The organism is Chitinophaga pinensis DSM 2588 (assembly GCF_000024005.1).
Lineage (GTDB): Bacteria > Bacteroidota > Bacteroidia > Chitinophagales > Chitinophagaceae > Chitinophaga > Chitinophaga pinensis.
The window spans coordinates 992,569-1,017,456 of record NC_013132.1 but is presented as its reverse complement, the minus strand read 5'-3'; the positions used below and the strand labels follow the sequence as shown (position 1 = coordinate 1,017,456).

Sequence of the window (24,888 nt, the reverse complement as noted above, 5' to 3'; positions counted from 1 at the left end):
CTGATTTACAAGTATTAATACGCATTGCTCATAACAGAAAAGTCCTTACCTTTGCGTCCGATTTAATTGAATACCAACAGTCGCCGTTAGCTCCATACACTACACCGCACTGTTTTAACCCTGAACCCCAAAAGAATAAATTTTATGTTTATTAAGAAAATGAGTCTGGCTATTATAGCCATGGTAATGTGTTGTCTATACAGTTGTCAGGTTACCCCCACTGCCGAAAAAGCGGCGTTTCACATGCAGGATACCCTTTCTGCTGGTACAACGGAAATTTTACTGACCATACACGGTAAAGGATTCAGTCATGTAACAACTGACAATAAAGTGCTCGTTGATGATGTGGAAGCAAAGATCATCAGCGCTTCAGACAATGAATTAATCGTACAAATTCCTGCCAGAAAAACGGCTAAAATAGCCATCACCGTGAAGGTTGGCAACGAAGTATCTGATACAGTCCTGGTGGACAATCGGATCATCATGCTCGCTGGCAGATAACAAAAAATGCAGCGTGCACATAGACTGTATTGTCTGTGTGTACGCTGCATTCATATATGCTGCAAAGCAGTATTTATTTAGCGCTTGCTACTTTTTTGAATCCGGTGAAAGACATCGCTACTCTCCCGCTATCACGGAACTGTAAGAGCTGGTCTTCAAACTTTACAGTATAGGTGCGGTCACTAAGCATACGAAGAAAAGCGCTTTCTCTTTCATTCCCCTGCGGATCGATACAAGCCATTCGTGTACTGATCACTTTTCCGAAGGTGATTTCACTACCCTCCAGCTGATATTCGCCGCTTACTTTATTACAGCCGCCATTACCATTAAAACGATGGGTAGCCGGGTCAAATTCCATCCAGATAGGAGATTTCTCCTGTTTTGCGCCATTCATCGTCGTCAGTGCCCACCTTTTACTCTGGATACTGGCAATATCCTGTTTTACAGCTTTCTGGTTACATGTGTTGGCAAGAAGAACCATTGCCAGTGCTGTTAATCTGATAAACATAATGTACTTTTTAAGTGGTCTATATCCGCAAAAGAACAAAAATCACTCCATAAGGTTCACAAACGTTTAATCTGCTTCAGCACTTCGTCGTAATAGGTCCGCTTATCCGGCGCTGCTATATCAATAACTTTAACGTCATTGGCAGCCAGCATGTCCAGTTTAAATTTGGCGCCCTGTACAAATTCTGTGGGAATATAATAATACAGCGCATTACGGACCGGAATCGTGTTTTTCTGAAACTTCTGCCGGGCCCTGTAAGTCAGCAGCCACCAGAGGTCCGTTTCCACAAAATCAAGCGATAACCCGAAAATGTGAATATCCCGGGTGAAAAACAGGTCCAGCCAGGAATCATCCTTCACAGGAAGGTGTTGCTGGATACGTTGTATGAGCGACTGACGTGGTGCCTGCGGACTTGTATAGGTGGTACCAGACACAACATAGTTACGCATCTGTTGCAGTTGCCCACCGTAATGTTCAAAACCCAGGTTAATACTCAGCGGATTCAGGCAGTCTCCGTGAATATGCCAGTAATCAGTACTGCCGACTGTATATTTTCTGAAGATACTGAAGGCTCTCTCCTGGATAAGACTGTTATTGCTATCCGGAATTTCTCCCTCCAGGGTAAACTCGTAATTGGTAGTCAGAATATGTGCAGGTGCGATCGCCCGGATAGCGGCATGGATCTCATTTTGCTCAATTCTGAGTGTTTTCTCTGCAATAAATGCTTTCAATTCCGCTTCCCGGATATGTTGCTGCCGGATGGCGGTGAGGAATATTTCCTCATACAATAATGGAAATGGCTTTCTTTCATCGAGCTGCACACAACCATCTGGCAGACAAAAACTGACAATATCCGTCAGCAGGTCTTTCCAGCTCTGGCCTTTTGATATGTTGTTGATATCATTGCCGATGAGTAAGATGGGGTTTTTCATGACGATGCCTTTTAAGGTTATTGATCACATTCACTGAATGACCCGGAATGTGAGATTAATTCTTTCTGCTGAAACTTTGGTTGTTTTCGGTAACTGATGTTGCCAGTGATGTTGTAATGCTCCTTTCATAATCAGCAGTGAGCCATGCTGTAATTCCAGTTCAAATTTGTCTCCTTCTTTCACATGACGCAACATAAAACGCCGGGTAGCGCCGAGATTCACAGAGGCTATTACAGGATTACGCCCTAATTCCGGTTCATCATCGGCATGCCAGCCCATAGAGTCTTTTCCATTGCGGTAGCGGTTGAGTAATACGCTGTTAAAATCCACACCGGAAAGAGGGGCTATTGCTTCTTTTATCTGTAAAAGTTCTTTCGTCCACTGTGAGGGGTGATAAGTCTTTCCGGAAAAGGAATAACTGCTACCGGCATCTCCATACCAGGCCATCAGGCGGGGAAACAGCACCGGTTTACCATACATGACCATGCTTTCCTGTTGCCAGTCGATGGAAGTTAGTAAAGTATGCAGATAATGATTGGCTTCCGGCAGGGGGAAAAACTGCGGACAGTAAACCAGGTCTCCGTCTTTCAGCGATATGTACTGACAGGCGGGATCACTAAATAATGGTATTTGCGGCTCCATTGCATTACAAAGATACAATCCGGCTACGCAATGAATATAGTCAGTCCGGACAAAAAGAAAGCCGCTCCGTGTAATACGAAGCGGCTTATATCTTTGAGACAGATAGGCTTACGCGATACCGTCTGCTTTCATTACTTTCTGGAATTTCTTCCTGTCTTCCTCATCCAGGTATGTTTTACGCATACGGATGTGGTTAGGCGTTACCTCGATACACTCGTCGTGCTGGATGTACTCCATACACTCTTCCAGTGTCATCAGGGTCTTAGGAGCGATGCTGGTTGCAGCGTCACTACCACTTGCACGCATGTTGGTCAGTTTTTTACCCTCGTTCGGGTTCACTACCAGGTCACCAGGTTTGTTGTTTTCACCGATGATCATGCCTTTGTACACCTCTTCTCCTGGATCTACGAAGAAGAATCCTCTATCCTGCAATTTATCCAGGGAGTAACCGGTAGTAGTACCCGCTTCTTTAGCGATCAGTACACCATTGCTACGACCAGGGATTGGTCCTTTCCATGGTTTGTAATCCATAAAACGGTGCGCCATTACAGCTTCACCAGCAGTGTTGGTCAGCATCTGGGTACGCATACCGATCAGACCACGGGAAGGAATTTCGAATTCCAGGTGCTGCATGTCACCTTTAGTTTCCATGATCAGCATCTCACCTTTACGACGAGTTACCAGGTCAATTACTTTACTGGCGAATTCCTGAGGAACGTCTACTACCAGTGTTTCATATGGTTCAGATTTCTTACCGTCTACAGTTTTCAGGATTACCTGTGGCTGACCTACAGTCAACTCAAATCCTTCACGACGCATAGTCTCGATCAATACACCTAAGTGCAGGATACCACGACCATATACCAGGAAGCTATCCGCACTGTCTGTATCAACTACGCGCAGCGCCAGGTTCTTTTCAGTTTCTTTTACCAGACGGTCACGCAGGTGACGGGAGGTAACGAACTTACCGTCTTTACCAAAGAACGGAGAGTTGTTGATACTGAACAGCATGTTCATGGTTGGTTCATCCACGCTGATAACCGGTAATGCTTCAGGAGCTTCGAAGTCTGCGATGGTATCACCGATGTTGAAGTCTTCCAGACCTACTACCGCACAGATATCGCCAGGTTGAACTTCAGTTACTTTCTTTTTACCCAGTGCCTCGAAGGTATACAGTTCACGTACACGGGACTTTTTGATAGAACCGTCGGTCTGTACCAGGGAGATCTGCTGGTTTTCCTTAATAGTACCACGCGCTACACGTCCTACAGCGATACGGCCAAGGAAGGTAGAGTAATCCAGGGAAGTGATCTGCAGCTGCAGGTTACCTTCTGGGATCTGTGGTTCTGGAACGTGCGCCAGGATACCATCCAGCAATGGAGTGATATCTTCACACTGTGTTAATGAATCGTTGAACCAGCCATTCTTACCGGAACCGTAGAAGGTCGGGAAGTTCAGCTGTTCTTCCGTTGCATCCAGGTTAAAGAACAGTTCGAATACTGCGTCATGCACTTCGTCAGGACGGCAGTTCGCCTTGTCAACTTTATTAATTACCACAATCGGCTTCAGTTTCAGCTGCAGTGCTTTCTGCAGTACGAAACGGGTCTGAGGCATTGGTCCCTCGAAGGCATCCACCAACAGGATTACACCATCTGCCATTTTCAATACCCTTTCAACTTCACCACCGAAGTCGGCGTGGCCCGGAGTATCAATTACGTTGATTTTCACCCCTTTGTACTCAACAGATACGTTCTTACTGAGGATGGTGATACCACGTTCCTTTTCCAGGTCGTTGTTGTCCATGATCAACTCACCTGTTTCCTGGTTAGCCCTGAAAACGTTGGTGTGATGAAGGATTTTATCAACCAGGGTAGTTTTACCGTGGTCTACGTGCGCAATGATTGCTATGTTACGGATATTCATAAATCTTGTTCAATTTGTTCTGGCTGCCTGACACAGGTCGGGCCAAAAGAAGGCGCAAAGTTATAACAAAATGTGGAAAAAGTGGGGATAGGCTTTTAAATAATTGTGATCATTTCTCCAAAGAATTCGTTAAAAATATAAACTCCCGGTTGGTAATCTGCTAACTAACAATCTGTTATGCCCCAAAATTCCATTGCCCACTCTCCTTTCAATACTACAAAAATACAACGAAAGGACGACAGATGTAACTTTTTGATATTTATGGCTTCTGGGCTTCCGTACATCACAATTCTTAGCAATCCGGTCTTGCAGGCACTACTTTTGTTCAGTAACCCATATTTACTCATCAATTTGTGAATAATGACACGAAGATTAATTTTTGTTACCTGTTTAATAGCTTTCTCTCTCCTGTTCAATCGCACAAATGCACAGACAATTATACCGTATGACGCCGATCTGGCCGGTTATGCATATCCATTCCCTGTTCACTACATCACCCTGAAAATACAAGGTCAGGACTTACGTATGGCATACATGGATGTTCAGCCCTTAAAACCCAATGGAAAAGTGGTCATGCTGCTGCACGGAAAGAACTTCTGTGGCGCCTATTGGGACAGTACAGCATTAGATCTCAGCAATAAAGGTTATCGCGTGATCATGCCCGATCAGATAGGTTTTGGTAAATCCAGCAAACCGACTCACCTCCAATACAGTTTTCAGCTGCTTGCACAGAATACAAAGTCGCTGCTGGATACCTTAAAAATCAGCAAAACAGCCGTACTCGGACATTCTATGGGTGGTATGCTGGCGACAAGATTTACACTGATGTATCCGGATGTGGCAGAAAAACTGATCCTGGAAAATCCGATTGGTCTGGAAGACTGGAAAGTGAAAGTGCCTTATCAATCTGTAGATAAATGGTATGAAGGTGAACTGAAACAGAACTACGAAAAGATTAAACAATATCAGCTGGATAACTACTATGCCGGACAATGGAAACCTGCCTATGAAAAATGGGCGGTACTACAGGCCGGATGGACTGCCGGCGCGGATTATCCACGTGTAGCATGGAATGCAGCACTGACATATGATATGATATTTACACAGCCGGTTTTCTATGAATTTGAAAACATTAAGGTGCCTACCCTGCTGATCATCGGTCAACGGGACCGCACAGCGCTGGGTAAAGCCAATGTATCAGAAGAAGTGAAAAAAACGATGGGAAATTATCCTGTATTGGGACAGGAGATCAGCAAACGTATTCCGAATGCCAAACTGGCGCCCATTGAAGGCGTCGGGCATCTTCCGCATATAGAAGCTTACCCGCAATTTATTCAGTCATTGCTGGAATTCCTGCAATAAAAAATTACTCTTGATGGTCCGTGAGCATTGGCTTGCGGACCATATGCATTACACTGTCAAATGAAGCCTGGTTGGTCGGATTATCCAATGCCCCCGCAATATCTATTTTCTCCCGCGAAGTAAGGTGCCAGCTCAGCGCCGCTGCTTTATCCTCTTTCTGTGGCACATACTGGAATATGATACGATGAAATTTCCCCGGGAAATACCCTTCCAGGTAGTTCAGTTCATTATCCTGCACAAAATCCTGCATCGCACTCCAGTGCTGCTGCATGGTGAATAAAGGATCAAACATCATATCATTCAGTTTCATCGACTGTTTGATCGACTTGATATCATTCTTTCGGGTATCTCTTACCTGTATAAATACGACACCGTCTGTATTCTCATTGATCCATTGCCGGAAAGTATACAGAAAACGCATAGAAGGTTCCTGTCCGAAATTATCTCTGATACCTGCATCCATTACATCTACGATTGGCACACTGGGCAGAAATACGTTGGGCAATACATACGGGAAGGTAGCACACATTCTTATCGCACTGGTTACACGCAGATCGAGGGCATCCTGTGCAGCAAAATACTGCGTGAAATCAACACCGTCAATGTCACGTACCTGCCTGCCATGTGATGCATATTCAGGCGCACACAGATAACTTACCGGCTGAGGCGAAATGATCAGACGGCGACCATCTGCATTGATCGTAGCACTCCATACCAGCATCGGCACCTGTGCCTTTCTTTCCGGCTCCTGGTAATCCCGGATTGTACCGGCGAGCGAATTGTTGGTATTACTATTCAGCTGCATTTCAAAGGCATAACCCCTGTCCTTTGCATAACGCTTATTTCCTATTTTGAATGAACGAAAAGGCGTGATAAAATCATTCACCGTCATCGATGTAAATACACTATTCAGCAGGTCACGGGAAATACGCTCTGTATAGCTGCTATCCTGCATATCAATGCGGCGACCCAGCTGTTTCTCCAGGTATAATGCGCGATAATAGGAAGCGCCCATCATTCCCCCCGATGCGCCGGTCATCAGCACGGTGTTATTCATCAACTGCCCGTTCATCAGCGTATCCAGTCTTTGCAATACATTCATACTCCAGGTTGCAGCACGCAAACCGCCACCGCTAAAGTTGATAACGATTAGTTTGGGTTTACGGCCATTGTGTTTTTCCTTCCATTTCTCCAGTATTTGAAGGGTCTGTTTTTTATCATTATCAGCACGCTCTTTCGTGAAAAACTGTTGTAGTGCTGTTACGCTATATTCAGGTCGTTGCTTACGCAGTTTGTAGTTCAATCCGTAGGCTTTGTTACGGTTATCCAACAGGTCATGCTCTACCATCCAGTTCAGCGCAAACAACATCACCAGCACCATAGGAATAGCCCAGCTTTGCAACAGATAGGCGTAAGCGCCTGCAACACCGATCAGGAATGCAAAAAAGATCATCACACTGGCCCCTGCGGGAATCCTGAAGATGGGATAATCCATCAGAAATGCCAGTATCATCAGAAATATCAATGCACATCCGACAGTGATCATCGCCGCGAAGTGATGCTGTTTGAGAATACTGTCCAGGTAATGCTTGTTGTAGTGATCTACATTTCTGGCCCTGCGGATCTGCCAGAAAGAACTGAAATAGTTGTGTACAGGCAGGGCATTTTCATCCTTTTCCTGTGTGGGTTTTAACACTAAACGCAAAAAGTTACGGGGATTGCCGAACTTCTTTTCCAGGCGGCGGCCAATGTTTTTATCTGCATTAAAAAAGTAGAAAAAACAGAAGAAAATGATCAGCAGATAACCACAGATAAACCCTTCTGTCAACAGTAATATTTCGGGTACCGAACTCAGTTGCTGATAACGCTGGTATTCCCAGCTACGTAACAACAGGTTCAGCAGAAATGCGATGGGAAAGATGGAGTTATTAAGGCAATACTTGAAAAATGGCTGTGCCGTGGTAGCGAGAAACTTAAACCTGCCGGTATGCAGGATGAAAGTGGTGATGTTCCAGCTCATGACAAACAAACCGGTGGCAACTCCCAGGATGGAAGTGCTGTAGAAATTTACCTTACCCAGGTATTCAGGCGCCAGATACAAGGCATCACCACCAAAAACTTTGGCAAATTCACCGTTGATCGTACTAAAAAGTATAGCCCAGAACAGCAGCAACACCTGATACTTGCGGAAGTGAAGCAAGAACAGTTGTATAGGAAAAGAATAAAAAAACCTGACCAACAATGATTTCACTTTCATCCGATAAGCTTATTACAAATAAACTTACGAAAAACTTTAACATGTTATTGGCCAGATTTCACCTTATTCTCTGACTGCTTTATTTCTGCTGAGGAACAATGTCCATATAAGTGAGAGTAACAGCAGCATCCCTACGCCCTGGTGCAGTATTGCCTGTGTAATAGGGATTTTAACGCGGCTACCCAGCAGGGTCAGCACACCCAGTACCACCTGCAGGAACACCAGCAATAAAGGCAGATAGCGTACGCTGCGTAAGAGACTATTTTCACGGGCTTCAGCCGCTTTCCACCACCATACAATTACCAGGATAGTGATCAGATAGGCCAGTCCGCGATGTATAAACTGAATTGTGATCGGATTATGAGTAATATCTGTCAGGAAACTGCCGGTGAACATCCCTACTGGCCACCACATACCGTTGATGTCCGGCCAGGTATTCGCATTGAGTGCAGCATGAAGACCGGCCATAAAAGCACCGTAAATCAGCTGTAAAGCGAGCAGTCCCAGCAAGACCAGGTTGAACCTGCGCAAACGCGGTACCGCCAGCAGCTGACGATTGGCTGTGCTGAGCTTCAATGCAAACCAGAATACATAGCATAACAGAACCAGTGCAGATATAAAGTGAACTGCCAGACGGATATGGCTTACATAGAGATCTTCCTGGTTAAGACCACTTTGCACCATGATCCAGCCGATAGCCCCCTGTAATCCTCCCAGTATGAAGAGGATAATCATGGGTTGAATCATAGACCGGTCTATTTTCTTCTTTGCAACGAAATAAATAAACGGAATCATGAACACGACCCCCATCAGGCGGGCCCAGTCACGGTGGAACCATTCCCAGAAATATATGGACTTAAAATCGGACAATGTGAAGTGGTTATTCACATACTGGAACTGGGCAATCTCCTTGTATTTGTCAAAGGCTGCCTGCCAGGCAGCCTCGCTCATAGGGGGTAATGCCCCAAGGAGCGGTTGCCATTCCGTAATAGACAAGCCTGAACCTGTAAGACGGGTAATCCCTCCCAATAAGACCTGCACGATCAGCATCCCTACCCCTATATAAAGCCAGATAGCTACCGGCCGCTGCTTTTGTAATCTCGATTTTTCCATAAACGCCAGCAAAGTTAGGTATCAAATGACAATTAAGAATGACATTCGTCATCATCCGGTTTCAGATTCATAATCCTATGTTAACTTACCCGTAACCTTCCCTTAACTTAACCGTTCGATCTTTGCGGCGATTTAAGGAACCATGTATTAGCTAATACGTACAGACAAATCACCTAACAATAACAAACAAGTATTGTCATGAAACGTACACCGTTCATATTAGCCGCTATCCTCATTAACTTATCTTTTGCGAAAGCCCAGGCAAATGCCTATGCATATAACGAAAGCAAGATCAGCATTGTTAATAACGACGAGACCCCGACCCCTGTAACAAGCTTCAGACTCAAAGTTGCTCAGGTAAAGCCAGAGGAACTGATTTTCAAAATTACTGTTGAAAATCCGGGTACTGAGAGAGTAACACTGAGCATCAGAGATGCCAACAATTACACCCTGCACCAGGAGTCTCTACCAATAACGATGCTATACGTTGCCAAGTTCAATATGCAGGAACTGCAAGACGGTACTTACACCTTCGAAATCAGAAGAGGTCGTAACAAACTGGCGGAAAAAACAGTAGACATCAGAACAGAAACAAGCATCAGCAGAACAGTATCCGTACAATAGATATTGGTTTTTATAAAAAAATAGTGCCGGATGAATGGCCACCAATGGCATACTTCATCGGGCACTATTGCCTATTTATCCCGTCTCCCTATACCTATTTTTTATCTTCCATCGCCTCGTACAGCACTTCCATAATATTCTCGCGCACATGCTGTGTGATAAGCTTTTTATTATCTCCTCCTGCAGGGCATACCCTGTTACTCAGGAAGATGAAAACAAGCTGCGATTGAGGATCTACCCAGATACAGGTGCCGGTGAAGCCGGTATGACCAAAAGTAAGCGGAGATGCGCTCTTTGCAGGGTATGCTTCTCCTTTTTTACCATTGGTTTTTTCCGGTTTATCAAATCCTAATCCGCGACGGCTGATATTACTGCCGTATGCAGTGAATAACTGCAACGTCTCTGATTTGATGTATTGTTTGCCGCCGTATTTACCACCATTCAGCAACATCTGCATCAGGATGGCGAGATCTTCTGCATTGGAGAATAATCCTGCATGTCCTGCCACACCACCAAACATGGCTGCGCCGGGATCGTGCACATCTCCCCTTATCCACTGGCGACGGAAAATCGGTTCGTTTTCGGTAGGCGCCAGCTGTGATAACTGAAAATGTTCTCTCGGACGGAAACCGGTTGTAGTCAGTCCTAATGGCTCATAGAAAGTTTCTCTTACATAACGGTTCAGTTTTTTGCCCGTAATCTGTTCTATGATCTTTCCGAGGAAGATGAAATCATTATCACTGTACACGTAACCCTGCTGTGGTTTCAGTGGGCTTGTCAGTATGCGTTTGTACATGGAATCCACATAGTCCGATTTCATATACAGGTGTTCTGCCACCCGTACGGAATATACCGAATCCGCATACGCGTGAAACAATGCGGTATCAGGAAAGCCTTTGGCATCTACAACATCTTTGTAGAAAGGAATGAATGATACCAGTCCGGCCTGATGCAGAAGGATATCACGGATACGGAGTCCTGCTTTGTCAGTACCATTTACCCATGGCAGATAATCCCCCAGTTTTGCGTCAAGACTCAGTTTGCCTTCATCATAGAGACGCATCACGGAAATGGTCGTCGCACAGATCTTTGTAACAGATGCCAGGTCATACAAGGCACTGGATGTAACCGGCTCACGTTTGCTATAATCAAAGAAACCAAAGGTCTTATCATATACCACTTTACCATCCTTCATCGCCAGGATCTGACAACCTGGTGCTGCTCCTTTGGCAATCATATCATTTGCCAGGACATCTATTTTCTGTAAGGTCTGGCTGCTCATGCCTACTGTTTCCGGTTTCACACGCTGCAGCTCTTCTTTTTCTTTCACAACCGGAGCCGGTGGCGGAGCAGCGATAATACCTGATCCATAAGGGAAATTGGCGCATACCGTAACCGGCAGCTTTCCTTTTGCTGACAGCTGACCAAAAAGAATAGAGGCGGCCGTACGCTGTGTGGCCTCGTCGTCTTCATATGCGGCAATGATAGTCGGTCCATCGCAGAAGTATTGGATCGCGTATGGATTGCCAAATACAACAGTTGCCGAAGGCATTTCCCGCTGTAATTGCTGAATCAGTAAACGTTCTGCTGAACTGATATTGAAATTATTGGCCGGCCGGCGACCATAGTTGTGTAAACTGATGATGACAGCCTGATAGTCTTTCTTGAGACGCTCTACCACCTGCGGCACCTGTGTTTCCGCCTGACGGGCGGTGAAGATGAAGGAATTAACATCAGGTCGCAGCGTTTTTACGGTTTGCAGGAATGCGTTATTGACATCCGCGCCTACAGCGATGACGGCCAGTTTACCAGGTGTATGCTGGTTAAATGGCAGGAGGTTATTGTCATTTTTCACCAGCGTGATCGCCTGTTCTGCGATGCGTTTGGTCAGCGAATCGGTACCTGCATTCAGATCGGCAGTCAGGTTACTGACATCGATCACCTGTGGTTTATTCAGACCGAGTTTATACTTAGCCATCAGCACTTTTTTCACCCTGGCGTTTACTTCCTCCCAGGTGATATCACCTCTTCTGATGGCGCGTTTGATGGCATCCACACTACCTGCAGCAGTAGAAGGCAGCATCATCATATCATTGCCGGCCAGCAGCGAACGGGCAGCTTCTTCTCCACCTGTATAAAATTTCGCGATCCCTTTCATTTCAAGGGCATCTGTGATTACGATGCCTTTATAACCCAGCTCCCCCTTCAGGTAGTCCGTAATGGCTTTATGGGAAATGGAAGTGGGCGTATTAGGTGTGCTGTCAAGAGCCGGAATATACAAATGCGCCATCATGATGCTCTGCACACCTGCTTCGATCGCCTTGCGGAAAGGATACAGCTCCAGCGAGTCGAGTTGCGCCCTGGATTTACGGATAACCGGCATATCCAGGTGGGAGTCTACATCGGTATCGCCATGACCAGGAAAATGTTTGGCAACAGCCATAACGTTCTGGTCCTGCATTCCTTTGATGACCTGTACCCCCATGCGGGCTACCTGGAACTTGTCCTGACCGAATGAGCGGTCATTGATGACAGGATTGTTAGGATTGTTATTCACATCCATATCCGGGGCATAATCCACATGGATGCCCAGGCGGCGGCATTGCATAGCCAGCTGCTTACCATATTCATAAGCCAGAGTGCTATCCTGCATCGCACCCAGCATCAGGTTGCGTGGCAGAGAAGTCACACTGTCAAGGCGCATTCCTAATCCCCATTCGCCGTCGATAGCGATCATGAGCGGGGTTTTGGAAATGGACTGGTAGTAATTGGTAAGATTGGCCTGGCGTACAGGACCACCCTGGAAGAAGATAAGTCCGCCGACCTTATTGTTCTGAATGTCTTTTGTTACTTTTTTAATGTGATCGGCCCCCAGATTCGAATGGGCCCGGATCATAATCAGCTGGGCAATACGTTCATCATCGTTCAGGGATTCGAAGACACTGTCTACCCAGTGAGTAGCGGGGTCTTCCTGTCTGACTTTTACTTTCCTGACAGATTTGTTGTCGTTTACTTCCTTTGGCGCGTTTTGTTTCACTAAACGTGGCCCGGGACCTTTCCCCGGAATGGCCATCAGCACACTCCCACCCAGGCATAAAAAAGAGAGACCTAAAATCGTTAATTGCTTCATCATCATCAACTAAACTTACGAATTATTACTCCATAGCGCATGACATCTATCACTATGATTAGCACATTTTATGTTTGAACAGGTAATATTTTTTTACTAGATAATTTCGCCTGCGGCAATTATCCGGCAGTAGAAATGTTTATATTTACGTTAACCTGTGATATGGTATGAAAGCTTGTAAACCACTTCCGTTGACCACTTTGCATCAACAGTGAACTTCTTAAAAATAATCCATTATTTACAGCAAATCATTAAAACATATCTAGGAAATTTCTTAAATATTTCACATTATTCAAGCAATCGCAATTTTAGTTACCAATACATTCAATTGTTTGCTATATTTGCAGTCTTGCTAAAGTATTCTTAAAACATGGTCAATATCATTTTATTTGGCCCTCCCGGAAGCGGTAAGGGCACTCAGAGTGCTAACCTGATTTCAAAATTCGGGCTTATTCACCTGTCTACCGGCGATTTGCTGCGTAGTGAGATTGAAGCGAAAACACCACTTGGCCTGGAAGCAAAAAAAGTGATGGACCAGGGTATCCTGGTACCTGACGAAGTTGTAATAGGCATGATCAGCTCCAAACTGGATGCCAACCCGGAAGCAAGAGGCTTTATTTTCGACGGATTTCCCCGCACTACTGCCCAGGCAGAAGCGCTGGATAAACTGCTGTCCCTGAAAAAGACGGCTATTTCCAATGTACTTGCACTGGAAGTTCCTGAAGATGAATTAATTGCGCGTCTGTTGAACAGAGGTATTACCTCCGGTCGCAGCGACGATGCCAACGAAGATGTAATCAGAGCTCGTATTGTGGAATACCATAATAAGACCGCACCTGTTGCAGACCACTATGCCAAATATGGTAAGTTCAAGAAAATCAAGGGTGAAGGCTCGGTTGACGAGATCTTTGACCGCCTGAGCAAAGAAATAGAAAGCCTGGTAGAGGAAAAAGTTTAATCTCCCGGTTCACATATTTTCAAACGCAAAGATTGTAAGTAAGCATTTTAGCACGCAAAAGCGTAGTTAAAGTGGCTGAACTTAACGATCTTTGCGTTTTCGTATTTAACGTCGTCCTGTTTCAGACCACGTTACATTAAGCATAAATCGAATATTTTGGAAAGAGGCAACTTTGTTGATTACATAAGGATCTTCGCTAAATCCGGAAAGGGTGGCGCAGGTAGTGCACACTTCATGCGTACTAAATATAACCCGGAAGCGGGCCCCGATGGTGGAGACGGTGGCCGTGGCGGCCACATCATTCTGAGAGGTAACTCCCAGTTATGGACCCTGCTGCACCTGCGCTGGTATAAAAATGTGGTAGCGGAAGATGGTGGCAACGGTAGAGACAATAACAGTACAGGCCGTAATGGTGAGGATGTTATTATTGAAGTACCACTGGGTACCCAGGCATTTGATGAAGAAACCGGCGACCTGGAAGCAGAAATTCTCCAGGATGGAGAAGAAGTAGTATGGATTTCCGGTGGACAAGGCGGTCGTGGTAACAACTTCTTCAGATCAGCAACCAACCAGGCGCCTGATTATGCACAACCAGGCATGCCGAGTATCGAAGGCTGGAAAGTACTCGAACTGAAAATATTGGCGGATGTGGGTCTGGTAGGCTTCCCGAATGCGGGTAAGTCCACCCTGCTCTCTACTATCACAGCGGCAAGACCTAAAATTGCCGATTACGCGTTCACCACCCTTACGCCTAACCTGGGGATGGTACCTTATCGTAATGACCGTTCCTTTGCTATTGCCGATCTGCCGGGTATTATCGAAGGCGCGCATGAAGGCAAGGGACTCGGACACCGCTTCCTTCGTCATATCGAAAGAAACTCTGTGCTGCTCTTCCTGATCCCTGCCGATAGTGCTGATCACAGAAAGGATTATGATATCCTGGTCAATGAGCTGGAACAATACAACCCCGAACTGCTGGATAAACAATTCCTGCTGGCTATCAGTAAAAGCGATATGCTGGACGATGAACTGAAAGAAGCAATCGCCGCAGAACTGCCGGAAGGCATACCAGTGGTATTCATATCTTCTGTTACCCAACAGGGACTTTCAGAACTGAAAGATATGTTATGGCAGGCGCTGAACAGTGATGTACAACCAAGCCGCAGCCGTCTGATCGAGGAAGAAGAAGAACAGGAGGAAGATGACGAAGACTTCGAAGAGGAAGAAGAACATTAATCGCAGGTCTGACCAGACCGGTCTTTTTATAAAAGGAAGAGGCGTCCATCAATGGTGGACGCCTCTTCCTTTTATAAGCTATGCAATAATTAGTTCTTCAGGTTCAGGTATTTCTTCACCTCTTCATAATTATTCCAGTCAATTTTCGCTTTACGCGCTTCTTCTCCACCAGGGATCAGCACATAACGGTATTGCTGATATTTTGTACCCGCATTATCCTGCACAGTACTGATATCGCCATTGGAATACAATTCGATCGTATTCAGGTAGAAGATCGGGTTGATGCTCAGACTAGTGTAAATGTTGAAGTAAGGCAGTGGTATAACAGTCGGATCAGCTGCACTGAAACCATTGAGATATACTTTGATCTCCCCGTTAGTCAACATATTCAGATCAAGTTTTGCTACATCTATCTGTGCAATATAACCAACGGTATCAATACCGCCACCTGAAGTATGAATTGTATCTGCTTCATAAGCTACGTCCAGCCAATCTGAATAGATCACATTAGCGGAACCCTCGGGGCCTTGAGGACCAGCAGGACCGGCAGGACCAGCGGGACCTGGAGCACCTTGTTCGCCCTGTGGACCGGTATCCCCGTCTTTACCACAGGAAACGGTAAGCATAGCAAATGCCAGCGCAAGGCAAGCGATAATGTTGAAGGACATTCGTTTCATGAATTTAAGTTTTGGTTGTTATAGAAATTTCGGGTGTTGACTAAAGCTCAATTAATTAAGTTAATCTGGGTAGACTACACTAAACTAAACTATAACGGGTTCGCAGATTAATAGTTGTAATAGAAATGATTTCCCGGGGCTAAATATACAAAACAAACCGGGAGTTTTGAATATCTTGCTATAACAGAAATTATTGTCATGAATGAAGGCGCCATGAAAAGTCCTGAACAGGTTACAGCCGCCCTGAATGCCCACTTACAGGAGAAACTGGAAAGAACCGGCTGTACGAAAGGCCGGCTCAAGGCAGAATTCACCTCAGCCCTTCTTCTCTCTCTCAGCTGTATACGAACCCGCGATAATAAGTCCATGCTGATATGGGATTTCGATTATCCGTTACAGAAAGCTATCCGGGATTATCTGGAGATCTGTAGTCCCCAGACGGCTATCCTCCAGGTGGACATCGACCTGACCAGGGAAACCTTTCTTTATACACATCTCTCCAAAGCACAGCATGAGCAACAAAAGCAGGCGGTCGCCAGGGATGCAGCGAAAGAAATGCAGCAACGTCAGGTAGAGCTGAAGCAACATCTGGCAGCGGATACACAACCCATAGGAAAGCCCCTTGCCGAAAAAGTAGCCGCTGCACTCCGGCATAGCAGCATCGGATATAGCCATAGGGATTATTGCGGTATGGGCCTGGAATACCGTGAAGGGCAGTATCATTACGGAGAGCTATGGGATGGCGGCATGCATCTTTCCAGGCAATCCTTTGACAATCAGGTATCATTTGTACAATGGCTGAGTCAGCAATCCAATGCTTCTTTATCCAACATTCACCTGAAAGACGCCTTCTATTGGGGCAATCAGGTGATTACGCGTGAACGCCTGGAACAATTTCTTCAGCATGGAGGAGCATAAAGTCTCCTTTTATTATTTACTTTACAAAAAAACACCCTGTGAAATACGTTATTACAGCATTCCTTGGCGCATGCTTACTTAGCGCATGCGGCTCCCACCCCACGGCTACTGACGCCGCTTCTACAGATAGTTCAGCAGCCGCCGCTGATGTCCCGGTTGTAGAACTGAAAACGCCTATGGAGGCACGCATTATGGGCACTTATAAAGGCGACTTTGGCGGCAGTCCTATTTACATTACTATCAACTATTGCAGCGGTTTCAAAATAGCTGGCTACAATACGCATAAAGGACTCAGAAGAAACCTGAGTGGCACTATTACAGACAATGGCAGTTCTTACGCTATCAACCTGTCAGAACCTGGTGATCATGAATTTGATGGCGTGTTTACGATAAAAATGGATACCTCCCTGGCGAAAGCCTCCGGTTCATGGAAGCCAACCAATACCAAAAGTCTGACGACAAAGACTTTTGTACTCGAAAAACTGTCAAAAGACTTTACCAGCTATCCCGGCTTTTATGCGGGGAATCACTGCGACATAGATTTTAGCAATGACGGTAACTGTGAACTGAACTACTATGATAAAATCACCGATTCTACCTTCTCCGGACAGATGAATACTGTGAAAGGTACCTGGGAGAAAAGAGGAGAATATCAGCTGTTTGTCAACTGGGCATCTACCAGTAATTATCCTAACCGCACCACTACGTTTGTAGCAGAAGGAGATACAACTACAGGGAATGCGGATATGACAGAGATCAGGGGAGATAACTTTGTTTTGTATAGCAACTATTGATCGATGCCGGTAAGCAGACGTATTCTCTTCTATCTGTTCGCAGCTGTGATTCTTTACACCTGCTGGCTGATGCTGCTATTAAGCCTGCCCTACACGTCATTTGACCGCTATGTGGATTTTCTGATCACCAAACAGCTGGTGTATCATATCCGGCACTGGCGCATCAGTTTCTATGTGCATGTCTTTACGAGCGTAATTGTACTGCTTACCGGACTCATTCAATTCAGCATCTATATACTAAAAAAATTTCCCGGCCTGCATCGCTGGTCCGGGAAAATATATGCGTTGGTTATACTCGCTTTCAGTGGTCCTTCCGGACTGATTATGGGCTTTTATGCCAATGGCGGTCTGCCGGCAAGGACCAGCTTTGTCATACTGGCTTCCTTATGGTTCCTCTTCACTTTTCTTGGCTGGCGTTATGCGATGCAACGTCACTGGAAACGGCATACCGATATGATGATCCGTAGTTATGCGCTTACACTGTCTGCCATTTCACTCCGTTTTTACGCTTTTCTCATTGGTTATTTTAACCTGCCCATTCATCCTGTTCAGGCATATATTCTTATCTCCTGGCTAAGCTGGACACTCAATCTGCTGATTGCAGAAGCGATTATCCGCCGGGGACCGGGCTATCTTAAAACCGCATTCCCAGCAGTGCGTCCTTCTTAACAAAGTGACCATCCCCTGCGATAGCATAGAATTCTTTATTGAGGAATTTGTTTTCCACCAGCTCATTATCCTCATATCCCTCTTCTTCCGGATTCTTCTTATATACCTGTGTAAACAGCCCCACTTCAATATTTCCGTTCTCTGAAAGTTTCGCCACGCGGAATGGTTCAGACAGTTTTTTATGTCCGCCGATCAGCAGCTTATCGATCAGTTTTCCATGACCGTCATAGCTAACGATGTAGTATTCCGGAGGAGGCGTACCACCCATGATCACATTACGTACAGCATAGATCAGTGTCTTGATACTGTCGCTGTTTTTTGCCAGTCCTACATGATAGAATTCAAAACCTACCTCGCGGGAGAACTTCTCATTATCCCTCATTTCAGCCACGAAACGCTCGTACTCATAAGAGATGTAATCTTCACCGAGCTTATCACCATAGCGCTCGTCCAGCACCAGTGGATAAGCTACTGGTTTGAATTCATGCCAGAAAAGGTTCCATTGCAGCTTTGAAGGATCTGTAGCCCCGCTGATGGCAGTAGTTACGGTCATATTAAAGCCCTCGGTACTGCGGAGAAATTCCAGGTCCTTATCTGCAAAGATATTTTTGACGTTGCTGTAGCCGAATTCAATGGCAGATACGAGATAGTATTCAGCAGACTTACGGTCTTTTGCCCTGGAATACACACAAGCCAGGTTATACAGCACTTTGGAAGTCGGTTTGTAGTCCAGTGCTTCCGCAAGCTGATAGGCGCTTGCTGCATCCGAAAGGCTTTCCTCGTCTGCCAGGGCATTCCCCAGTTCAAAATAGGCTCTTGCCTGTGGCTGTTCGAAGATGGCCTGTTTAAACAATTCGATTGCTTTTGCAGGGTTCTTCTGGTTACGGTACATATCTACCCCGTCCAGGAAATATTTATCGGAGACTTTGTTCTTTCCTTTGCTGTTTTGTGCAGCTTTTAAAACAATGTCTTTCTCAAAGATCTGGGCCTCAGTGAGACCTGCAGATTTTCCGGGTTGTTCCTCCGTATTTGTCTTTGTCTTATTTGTTGGGGAGGTGCAGGCGAACAGAGAGATGCCCACAGCCAGCAGCAAAACATATCGCATAGGAATATACTTTATCCGATAAAGATAACAACTAGTATTAATATAATCGGGGCTAAACACAAAAACCACCGGTGGTCTCCCGGTGGTTCAATTTCATTGCTACGGAGCCAACCATGGGATTCGAACCCACGACCTACAATTTACGAAACTGTTGCTCTGCCAGCTGAGCTAGATTGGCGTACAGTTATCGCAATATAGGTCCGTTGACCAGAAGACGCACAGCGGTCTGGCTTAGAATAAGCCGCCCAGAGGACCCAGCATACCGCCGGCAATACCTTTCATCTCCGACTCCCATGCATTCTCTGCGTTTTTCAGCGCGCGGTTCAATGCAGTGATCAGCAGATCTTCCAGTTCTTCTTTATTATCTTTTTCCAGCAGATGTTCTGCTACATCAATACTTTTTACTTCGCGGTTACCGGTTACAACTACCTTCACAGCGCCGTCGCCGGCTTCTCCATCCACAGTAATATGAGAGAGGCGCTCTTTGCTTTCTTTCATTTTAGACTGCGCTTCCTGCAGTTTTCCAAATAAGTCTCCGAACATGGTCAGTTGATTTTAGGCCGCGAAGATATTCCTCTTTTCTTTATCTTAACAGTTTAAATGTACAGGATGTTGGAAACTAAAGTATGTATTGTAGGCGCAGGTCCTGCGGGAACGGCAGCCGCCCTTCAACTGGCACAACTCGGTATTCACTGTGTCGTGGTGGATAAAGCTGTTTTCCCCCGCGATAAAGTATGCGGAGACGGCCTCAGTGGAAAGGTGATCACTGCATTGAACAAAATAGATCCTGCTATTGCAACGCGGCTCAAAGAAGCCAACTTCAAAGTGAACAGCTGGGGCGTGACCTTTGTGTCCCCCGGAAGACATAGCCTGGACGTGGGTTATCGTCCGGATTACAACAGCAGCAACCAGCAACACAAAGAGACGCCGATAGGTTATGTGTGCAAGCGTATGGACTTTGATAACTTCCTCGTGGATGAAGTCAGACGCCGGTCTGAAATCACCCTGCTTGAAGGAGTAACTGTTGATAAATATGAGCTGAAAGAAGACGGTTATTATGTAACCGGTAGCAATGATTTTAAAGTTAAAGCCGACCTGCTGATCATCGCCAATGGGGCGCATTCCTCTTTCACTAAAGAAGTCGCGAATATTACAATGGAACCTGAACACTATGTAGCAGGTATCCGCGCCTACTATAAAAATGTCAGTGGCAATAATGCTGACAATTTCATCGAACTGCATTTCCTGAAAGACCTGTTACCAGGTTATTTCTGGATTTTCCCGCTGCCTAACGGCGAGGCAAATGTAGGAGTAGGCGTACTCAGTGAAGCTGTAAGGAAAAAGAAGATGAACCTGAAGAAGTCTATGCTCGATATCATTGCAAACGACCCTGTGTTCAAAGAGCGTTTCAAAGACGCGGAACTGGTCAGCAGCATAGACGGTTATGGTCTTCCGCTGGGAAGTAAACAACGTGTCATTTCCGGCGAACGTTATATGCTCGTGGGTGACGCAGCTTACCTGATTGATCCTTTTACAGGAGAAGGTATCGGCAACGGACTGTATTCAGGCCGGATCGCTGCCTTACAGGCGGCAGAAGCCCTGAAGGCAAATGACACCTCTGCTGCACAGCTGGCGAAATATGATTCGGAAATCTACCGTATACTCGGACCAGAACTGAAACTGAGTCATCGTCTTCAGAAACTGGTAAAATATCCATGGCTGTTCAACACCCTGATGAAGATCAGTAGCCGTAACAAACAGCTACAGGAATTATTGTCCTGTATGTTCTATGAAGTAGACCTGCGTAAGAAACTGGCTAAACCATCCTTCTACGTAAAATTGTTATTCAATCGCTAGACAGTGAAGAAAAAACTGATTCTCCTTTCTCTTATAACCGGCTTTCTCATGCCAGCATCATTTGCACAACAGGCATATTATACGCGCAAAAGCAATGGCTTACTGGACCTCACCGCCCAGGGCGCTGCACACCTGGCCGAATTACCACTCCGCTGTATGCAGCAGGAGTTTCCTTATAAGACCGGCGTCGTATTTTCCGACAGTTCCCTGGTGATCAATCCGAGGAACTACCATCCGGCATTTTATGGCTGTTATGACTGGCATAGCAGCGTCCACGGTCACTGGATGCTGGTACGCCTGCTCAAGTCATTCCCTGGTATGGCCAAAGAAAAAGAGATCATTACCAAACTGACACAGAACCTGACAGCGGCCAATATCAGACAGGAGCAGGAGCTGTTTAAAAACAAGGAAAATAAAGGGTTTGAACGTATTTACGGCTGGAGCTGGTTATTACAGCTGCAACGGGAACTACTGACCTGGAATACACCACTGGGCAATCAACTGGCTGCCAATGTGCAACCACTGGCCTCCCAGTTCGCCAGATCATATGTTGAATTCCTTGGTAAGCTGATGTATCCTATTCGTGTAGGAGAACACACCAACCTGGCTTTCGGTCTTTCGCTCGCATGGGATTACGCTGTTGCCGCCAAAGACACAGATTTGCAGAACGCGATCCGTCAGGCAGCTATCCGCTTCTATCTGGCTGATAAGAATTGTCCTGTCGCCTGGGAACCCGGTGGCTACGACTTTCTTTCTCCCTGTCTGGAAGAAGCTGACCTGATGTGGCGTATACTGCCCGCAGCAGAATACCAGCAATGGATCAAATCATTCCTACCTGACTTATTTGCCAAAGATATCACAGCTTTCAAGGTAGCGCAGGTAAAAGATGTCACGGATGGTAAACTCGTACATCTGTACGGATTAAACCTGAGCAGGGCCTGGTGTCTGTACGGCATTGCCCGTCATACAACAGAAAACAGGGAAGCAATTCTCCGTCTGGCGAATCTGCATCTTGAAGCCGCCATCCCGCATGTAGCCAGCGGCGATTATGCCGGAGAACACTGGCTGGCTTCCTTCGCAGTATATGCGCTGACCACAGAGAACAATTAATGCCTATCTTATCCCTATGTACCGGATACTTCCGATCCTTATCTTATTCATGTGTTGTGTTGCTGCCAGGTCCGGTGCACAACAAAAAAACTTTTCCATTACACCGGAACCCTCCTGGCGGGTTCCCTATAAACCGGACCTGAAGCAGGAACCCGATGCCCGGGATGTCAGTAACGGTTATTATATGTTGCTGTTTGAAGAACAACAACATGTTGAACAATCTGCTATATACCGCCATGAAATCAAACAGATAGTCTCCGAAGCTGGTATTCAGAATGCCGCAGAAATCAAGGTAGATTATGACCCCGTTTACGAAAAGCTGCTCTTTCATAAAATTCTTATCCGCAGAAAAGGGAAACTGATCAATCAGCTGCAGGCTTCCAAATTTAAAATATTGCAACAGGAAGATGACCTCTCCCGGTTCATTTACAGTGGCCTTTATACCGCCTACTATATCCTGGAAGATGTACGTAAGGGCGACCAGATAGAATTGGCTTATACCATCGAGGGAAACAATCCCATATTCGAACATAAGTTCACCAGTCTGTTTTATCTCGCCTCTCCCAGTCCTATTGTCAACTTTCACAGAAGCATCATCACAGATCCTTCCAGAGAGATCTTCTTCAAAACATTTAACGGCGCACCTATGCCTGACCGGCAGATGGTCAACAACATGCAGGTCTACAAATGGGAAATGACCAACATACAGTCGCCGGAATCCGAGGAGGATGCCCCCAGCTGGTACGATAACTATCCGACAGTACAGGCTACAGAATACAAGGACTGGATGGAAGTCATCAAATGGGGTGACCGCGTAAATAAAATACCTCCACCTGGTGCAGCGCTGAAAGCAAAGATCGCAGAGCTTAAAAGAGAGTCGCACAAGAATAAGGAAACGTATATGCTGAAAGCGATCCGTTTTGTACAGGATGACATCCGTTATATGGGTATTGAAATGGGTGAATACTCCCATCGTCCCAATACACCGGACAAAATACTCATGCAACGTTTCGGTGATTGTAAAGACAAATCGCTGTTACTGGCCACTATTCTGAAGGCAAATGGTATTTACGCCAGCATGGCTTATGTAGACTCCTACAATAAGGGGCGTGTAGTCGATTTCCTGCCGGCGCCGGATATATTTGATCACGCCATTGTGTATGCTAAACTGAATGAAAAAGATTACTGGATCGATGCTACCACCAGCTTCCAGCGAGGGAACCTTGCGGCGCTGACCGTTTCCGATTTTCAGCAGGGATTGATCATTGATCCGGCAGGTAAAAACGGATTTACGCCGGTAAAGAATATTGCCAATGGCAAAACCATCGTATATGAACATTTTCAGCTACCGTCTGATCAATCCAACGCCGGTAGACTTTCCGTCACGTCTATCTTCACCATGCAATATGCAGATGATCAACGTGATTTGCTGGCTAACAGCAGCCGGAAGGATAATGAGAATACATTCCTGAACTACTACAAGAATATTTACGGTAGTGTCAGCATTGACTCTTCGCTTCGCGTGATTGACAATGAAGATGACGATCGTATAGAAATAAGGGAGAACTATCTGCTACATACTCCCTGGAAAACAGACAGTGCCAGGATAAACCGGATCGACTTCAATGTAAAAGCAAATCTATTACGCGATGTCTTACCCGCCTACGCAGAGGAAGAAGATAAGAAGACAGCCCCGCTGGAAATGAGATATCCATTCTCACAGGATTATACTATTACCATAGAAATGCCCTCTGCCTGGAGCATTAATGAAGAAGAACTGCACATTAAGAATCCGTATTACGCACTTCACTTCGTCCCTTCAGTAAGGGATAATATTGTCACACTACACTATACTTTTGAAACATACCAGGATCATATTCCTGTCAACTTCCTGGATACTTATATCAAAGACAGAAAGAAGATAGATGATTTCCTTGGCTTCGTCTTTTACTGGGATATGGAAGGAAAAGCGCAGAGCGAAGCACCTTCCCAGGGCATTAACTGGTTTATTATCGGACTGACTATTTTCTTTGCAGGCGTGTTTACACATCATGCACTTCGCTTCTATAAAATATCATTCCAGCCGGCACAAGCAGCCTACTCTCCTTCTGCTATTAATGGTTTCCTGGTAGTGGTTGCGGTATGTATTTTCATCATGCCGGTGAAGACATTTTATGAGTTGATCAATATGGATATTTTCAGCAATAATATCTGGTTACAATTGGATAAACTCACGAATGCCACACATAGTACTTCATTGCTTCAATTGCTGCTGGTAACTGAACTGGCAGGCGTAATATGTATTCTTGTTTTCAATCTGTTACTGGTATCGCTATTCCTGAAAAAGCGTGATACATTTCCGAAAGCACTGGTGGCATTTATCATTTTCTACCTGGTATTCAATCTCGCAGATATACTGGCGTTCAATTATGTCTATGAAAAAAAAGACTGGGCAGATGCATCTATACAGATCATTATGCAGGCGTGTATAGCGGCCGCTATATTGATCCCATATATGCTGACATCAAGACAGGTGAAAGAGACATTTATCATGCCTTATGAACGTCACTAA

The 24,888-nt window shown here is 45.5% G+C and carries 21 protein-coding genes and 1 tRNA gene; 11 read left to right on the top strand and 11 right to left on the bottom strand.

Going from position 1 to position 24,888, the window contains the following annotated elements; genetic code table 11:
- The first annotated feature begins 144 nt into the window (after positions 1 to 144).
- Positions 145 to 501 carry an IPT/TIG domain-containing protein gene (locus tag CPIN_RS04175; RefSeq protein WP_012788522.1) on the top strand — a complete coding sequence of 119 codons (357 nt, stop codon included), beginning with the start codon at positions 145 to 147 and terminating at the stop codon, positions 499 to 501.
- A gap of 73 nt (positions 502 to 574) precedes the next feature.
- Here the strand turns inward: CPIN_RS04175 and CPIN_RS04170 are convergent, their stop codons facing one another.
- From CPIN_RS04170 to typA, 4 genes are all read right to left on the bottom strand, one after another.
- Positions 575 to 1,009: an META domain-containing protein gene (locus CPIN_RS04170; protein ID WP_012788521.1), complete on the bottom strand. Its 435-nt coding sequence runs from the start codon at positions 1,007 to 1,009 to the stop codon at positions 575 to 577.
- Between the two features lie 56 nt (positions 1,010 to 1,065).
- Positions 1,066 to 1,941: a hypothetical protein gene (locus tag CPIN_RS04165; protein WP_012788520.1), complete on the bottom strand. Its 876-nt coding sequence runs from the start codon at positions 1,939 to 1,941 to the stop codon at positions 1,066 to 1,068.
- 30 nt (positions 1,942 to 1,971) lie between these two features.
- Complete coding sequence (locus CPIN_RS04160; RefSeq protein ID WP_012788519.1) at positions 1,972 to 2,583, bottom strand: alpha-ketoglutarate-dependent dioxygenase AlkB family protein; 612 nt, start codon at positions 2,581 to 2,583, stop codon at positions 1,972 to 1,974.
- 108 nt (positions 2,584 to 2,691) lie between these two features.
- A complete protein-coding gene (gene typA / locus CPIN_RS04155; protein WP_012788518.1) occupies positions 2,692 to 4,506 on the bottom strand; it encodes a translational GTPase TypA in 1,815 nt (604 codons plus the stop codon).
- A 360-nt stretch (positions 4,507 to 4,866) separates the two neighbouring features.
- Here typA and CPIN_RS04150 point away from each other — a divergent pair, with 360 nt between their 5' ends.
- Positions 4,867 to 5,868, top strand: a complete 1,002-nt coding sequence (locus CPIN_RS04150) for an alpha/beta fold hydrolase (RefSeq protein WP_012788517.1) — start codon at positions 4,867 to 4,869, stop codon at positions 5,866 to 5,868.
- 4 nt (positions 5,869 to 5,872) lie between these two features.
- Here CPIN_RS04150 and CPIN_RS04145 read toward each other — a convergent pair whose 3' ends face one another.
- Both CPIN_RS04145 and CPIN_RS04140 read right to left on the bottom strand, forming a co-directional pair.
- Positions 5,873 to 8,068 carry a patatin-like phospholipase family protein gene (locus CPIN_RS04145; RefSeq protein ID WP_187294739.1) on the bottom strand — a complete coding sequence of 732 codons (2,196 nt, stop codon included), beginning with the start codon at positions 8,066 to 8,068 and terminating at the stop codon, positions 5,873 to 5,875.
- A 120-nt stretch (positions 8,069 to 8,188) separates the two neighbouring features.
- A complete protein-coding gene (locus tag CPIN_RS04140; protein ID WP_012788515.1) occupies positions 8,189 to 9,238 on the bottom strand; it encodes a COX15/CtaA family protein in 1,050 nt (349 codons plus the stop codon).
- Positions 9,239 to 9,436: 198 nt separating this feature from the next.
- Between CPIN_RS04140 and CPIN_RS04135 the strand changes: the two genes are divergently transcribed.
- A complete protein-coding gene (locus CPIN_RS04135) occupies positions 9,437 to 9,862 on the top strand; it encodes a hypothetical protein (protein ID WP_012788514.1) in 426 nt (141 codons plus the stop codon).
- A gap of 94 nt (positions 9,863 to 9,956) precedes the next feature.
- Here CPIN_RS04135 and CPIN_RS04130 read toward each other — a convergent pair whose 3' ends face one another.
- Positions 9,957 to 12,995 (bottom strand): serine hydrolase domain-containing protein, encoded by a 3,039-nt coding sequence (locus CPIN_RS04130; RefSeq protein ID WP_012788513.1) that lies wholly within the window; start codon positions 12,993 to 12,995, stop codon positions 9,957 to 9,959.
- Positions 12,996 to 13,362: 367 nt separating this feature from the next.
- On the opposite strand from CPIN_RS04130, the gene CPIN_RS04125 reads away from it, so the two are divergent.
- Both CPIN_RS04125 and obgE read left to right on the top strand, forming a co-directional pair.
- A complete protein-coding gene (locus CPIN_RS04125; RefSeq protein ID WP_012788512.1) occupies positions 13,363 to 13,950 on the top strand; it encodes an adenylate kinase in 588 nt (195 codons plus the stop codon).
- Between the two features lie 156 nt (positions 13,951 to 14,106).
- On the top strand, positions 14,107 to 15,186 hold the full coding sequence (obgE, locus tag CPIN_RS04120) for a GTPase ObgE (protein WP_012788511.1): 1,080 nt from the start codon (positions 14,107 to 14,109) through the stop codon (positions 15,184 to 15,186).
- 89 nt (positions 15,187 to 15,275) lie between these two features.
- Here the strand turns inward: obgE and CPIN_RS38890 are convergent, their stop codons facing one another.
- Positions 15,276 to 15,863 carry a hypothetical protein gene (locus CPIN_RS38890; RefSeq protein WP_187294738.1) on the bottom strand — a complete coding sequence of 196 codons (588 nt, stop codon included), beginning with the start codon at positions 15,861 to 15,863 and terminating at the stop codon, positions 15,276 to 15,278.
- Between the two features lie 198 nt (positions 15,864 to 16,061).
- Between CPIN_RS38890 and CPIN_RS04110 the strand changes: the two genes are divergently transcribed.
- From CPIN_RS04110 to CPIN_RS04100, 3 genes are read left to right on the top strand one after another with little or no spacing between them, the layout of a single operon-like run.
- Positions 16,062 to 16,781 (top strand): hypothetical protein, encoded by a 720-nt coding sequence (locus CPIN_RS04110; protein ID WP_012788509.1) that lies wholly within the window; start codon positions 16,062 to 16,064, stop codon positions 16,779 to 16,781.
- Between the two features lie 38 nt (positions 16,782 to 16,819).
- Positions 16,820 to 17,575: a hypothetical protein gene (locus CPIN_RS04105; RefSeq protein WP_012788508.1), complete on the top strand. Its 756-nt coding sequence runs from the start codon at positions 16,820 to 16,822 to the stop codon at positions 17,573 to 17,575.
- Positions 17,576 to 17,578: 3 nt separating this feature from the next.
- Complete coding sequence (locus CPIN_RS04100) at positions 17,579 to 18,244, top strand: DUF2306 domain-containing protein (protein ID WP_012788507.1); 666 nt, start codon at positions 17,579 to 17,581, stop codon at positions 18,242 to 18,244.
- Here CPIN_RS04100 and CPIN_RS04095 read toward each other — a convergent pair.
- From CPIN_RS04095 to CPIN_RS04085, 3 genes are all read right to left on the bottom strand, one after another.
- Positions 18,210 to 19,349 carry a tetratricopeptide repeat protein gene (locus CPIN_RS04095; protein WP_012788506.1) on the bottom strand — a complete coding sequence of 380 codons (1,140 nt, stop codon included), beginning with the start codon at positions 19,347 to 19,349 and terminating at the stop codon, positions 18,210 to 18,212. The two genes, CPIN_RS04100 and CPIN_RS04095, sit on opposite strands and share 35 nt — an antisense overlap.
- A 105-nt stretch (positions 19,350 to 19,454) precedes the next feature.
- A tRNA-Thr gene (locus tag CPIN_RS04090) sits at positions 19,455 to 19,527 on the bottom strand.
- A 53-nt stretch (positions 19,528 to 19,580) separates the two neighbouring features.
- Positions 19,581 to 19,892, bottom strand: a complete 312-nt coding sequence (locus CPIN_RS04085) for a YbaB/EbfC family nucleoid-associated protein (RefSeq protein ID WP_012788505.1) — start codon at positions 19,890 to 19,892, stop codon at positions 19,581 to 19,583.
- 66 nt (positions 19,893 to 19,958) lie between these two features.
- On the opposite strand from CPIN_RS04085, the gene CPIN_RS04080 reads away from it, so the two are divergent.
- Genes CPIN_RS04080 through CPIN_RS04070 form a run of 3 tightly spaced genes read left to right on the top strand, consistent with a single transcriptional unit; the run spans position 19,959 to position 24,888 of the window.
- Positions 19,959 to 21,206, top strand: a complete 1,248-nt coding sequence (locus CPIN_RS04080) for an NAD(P)/FAD-dependent oxidoreductase (protein WP_012788504.1) — start codon at positions 19,959 to 19,961, stop codon at positions 21,204 to 21,206.
- Positions 21,207 to 21,254: 48 nt separating this feature from the next.
- Positions 21,255 to 22,316, top strand: coding sequence for a DUF2891 domain-containing protein (locus CPIN_RS04075; protein ID WP_012788503.1), 1,062 nt, complete (start codon positions 21,255 to 21,257; stop codon positions 22,314 to 22,316).
- A gap of 16 nt (positions 22,317 to 22,332) precedes the next feature.
- Complete coding sequence (locus tag CPIN_RS04070; protein ID WP_044217828.1) at positions 22,333 to 24,888, top strand: DUF3857 domain-containing protein; 2,556 nt, start codon at positions 22,333 to 22,335, stop codon at positions 24,886 to 24,888.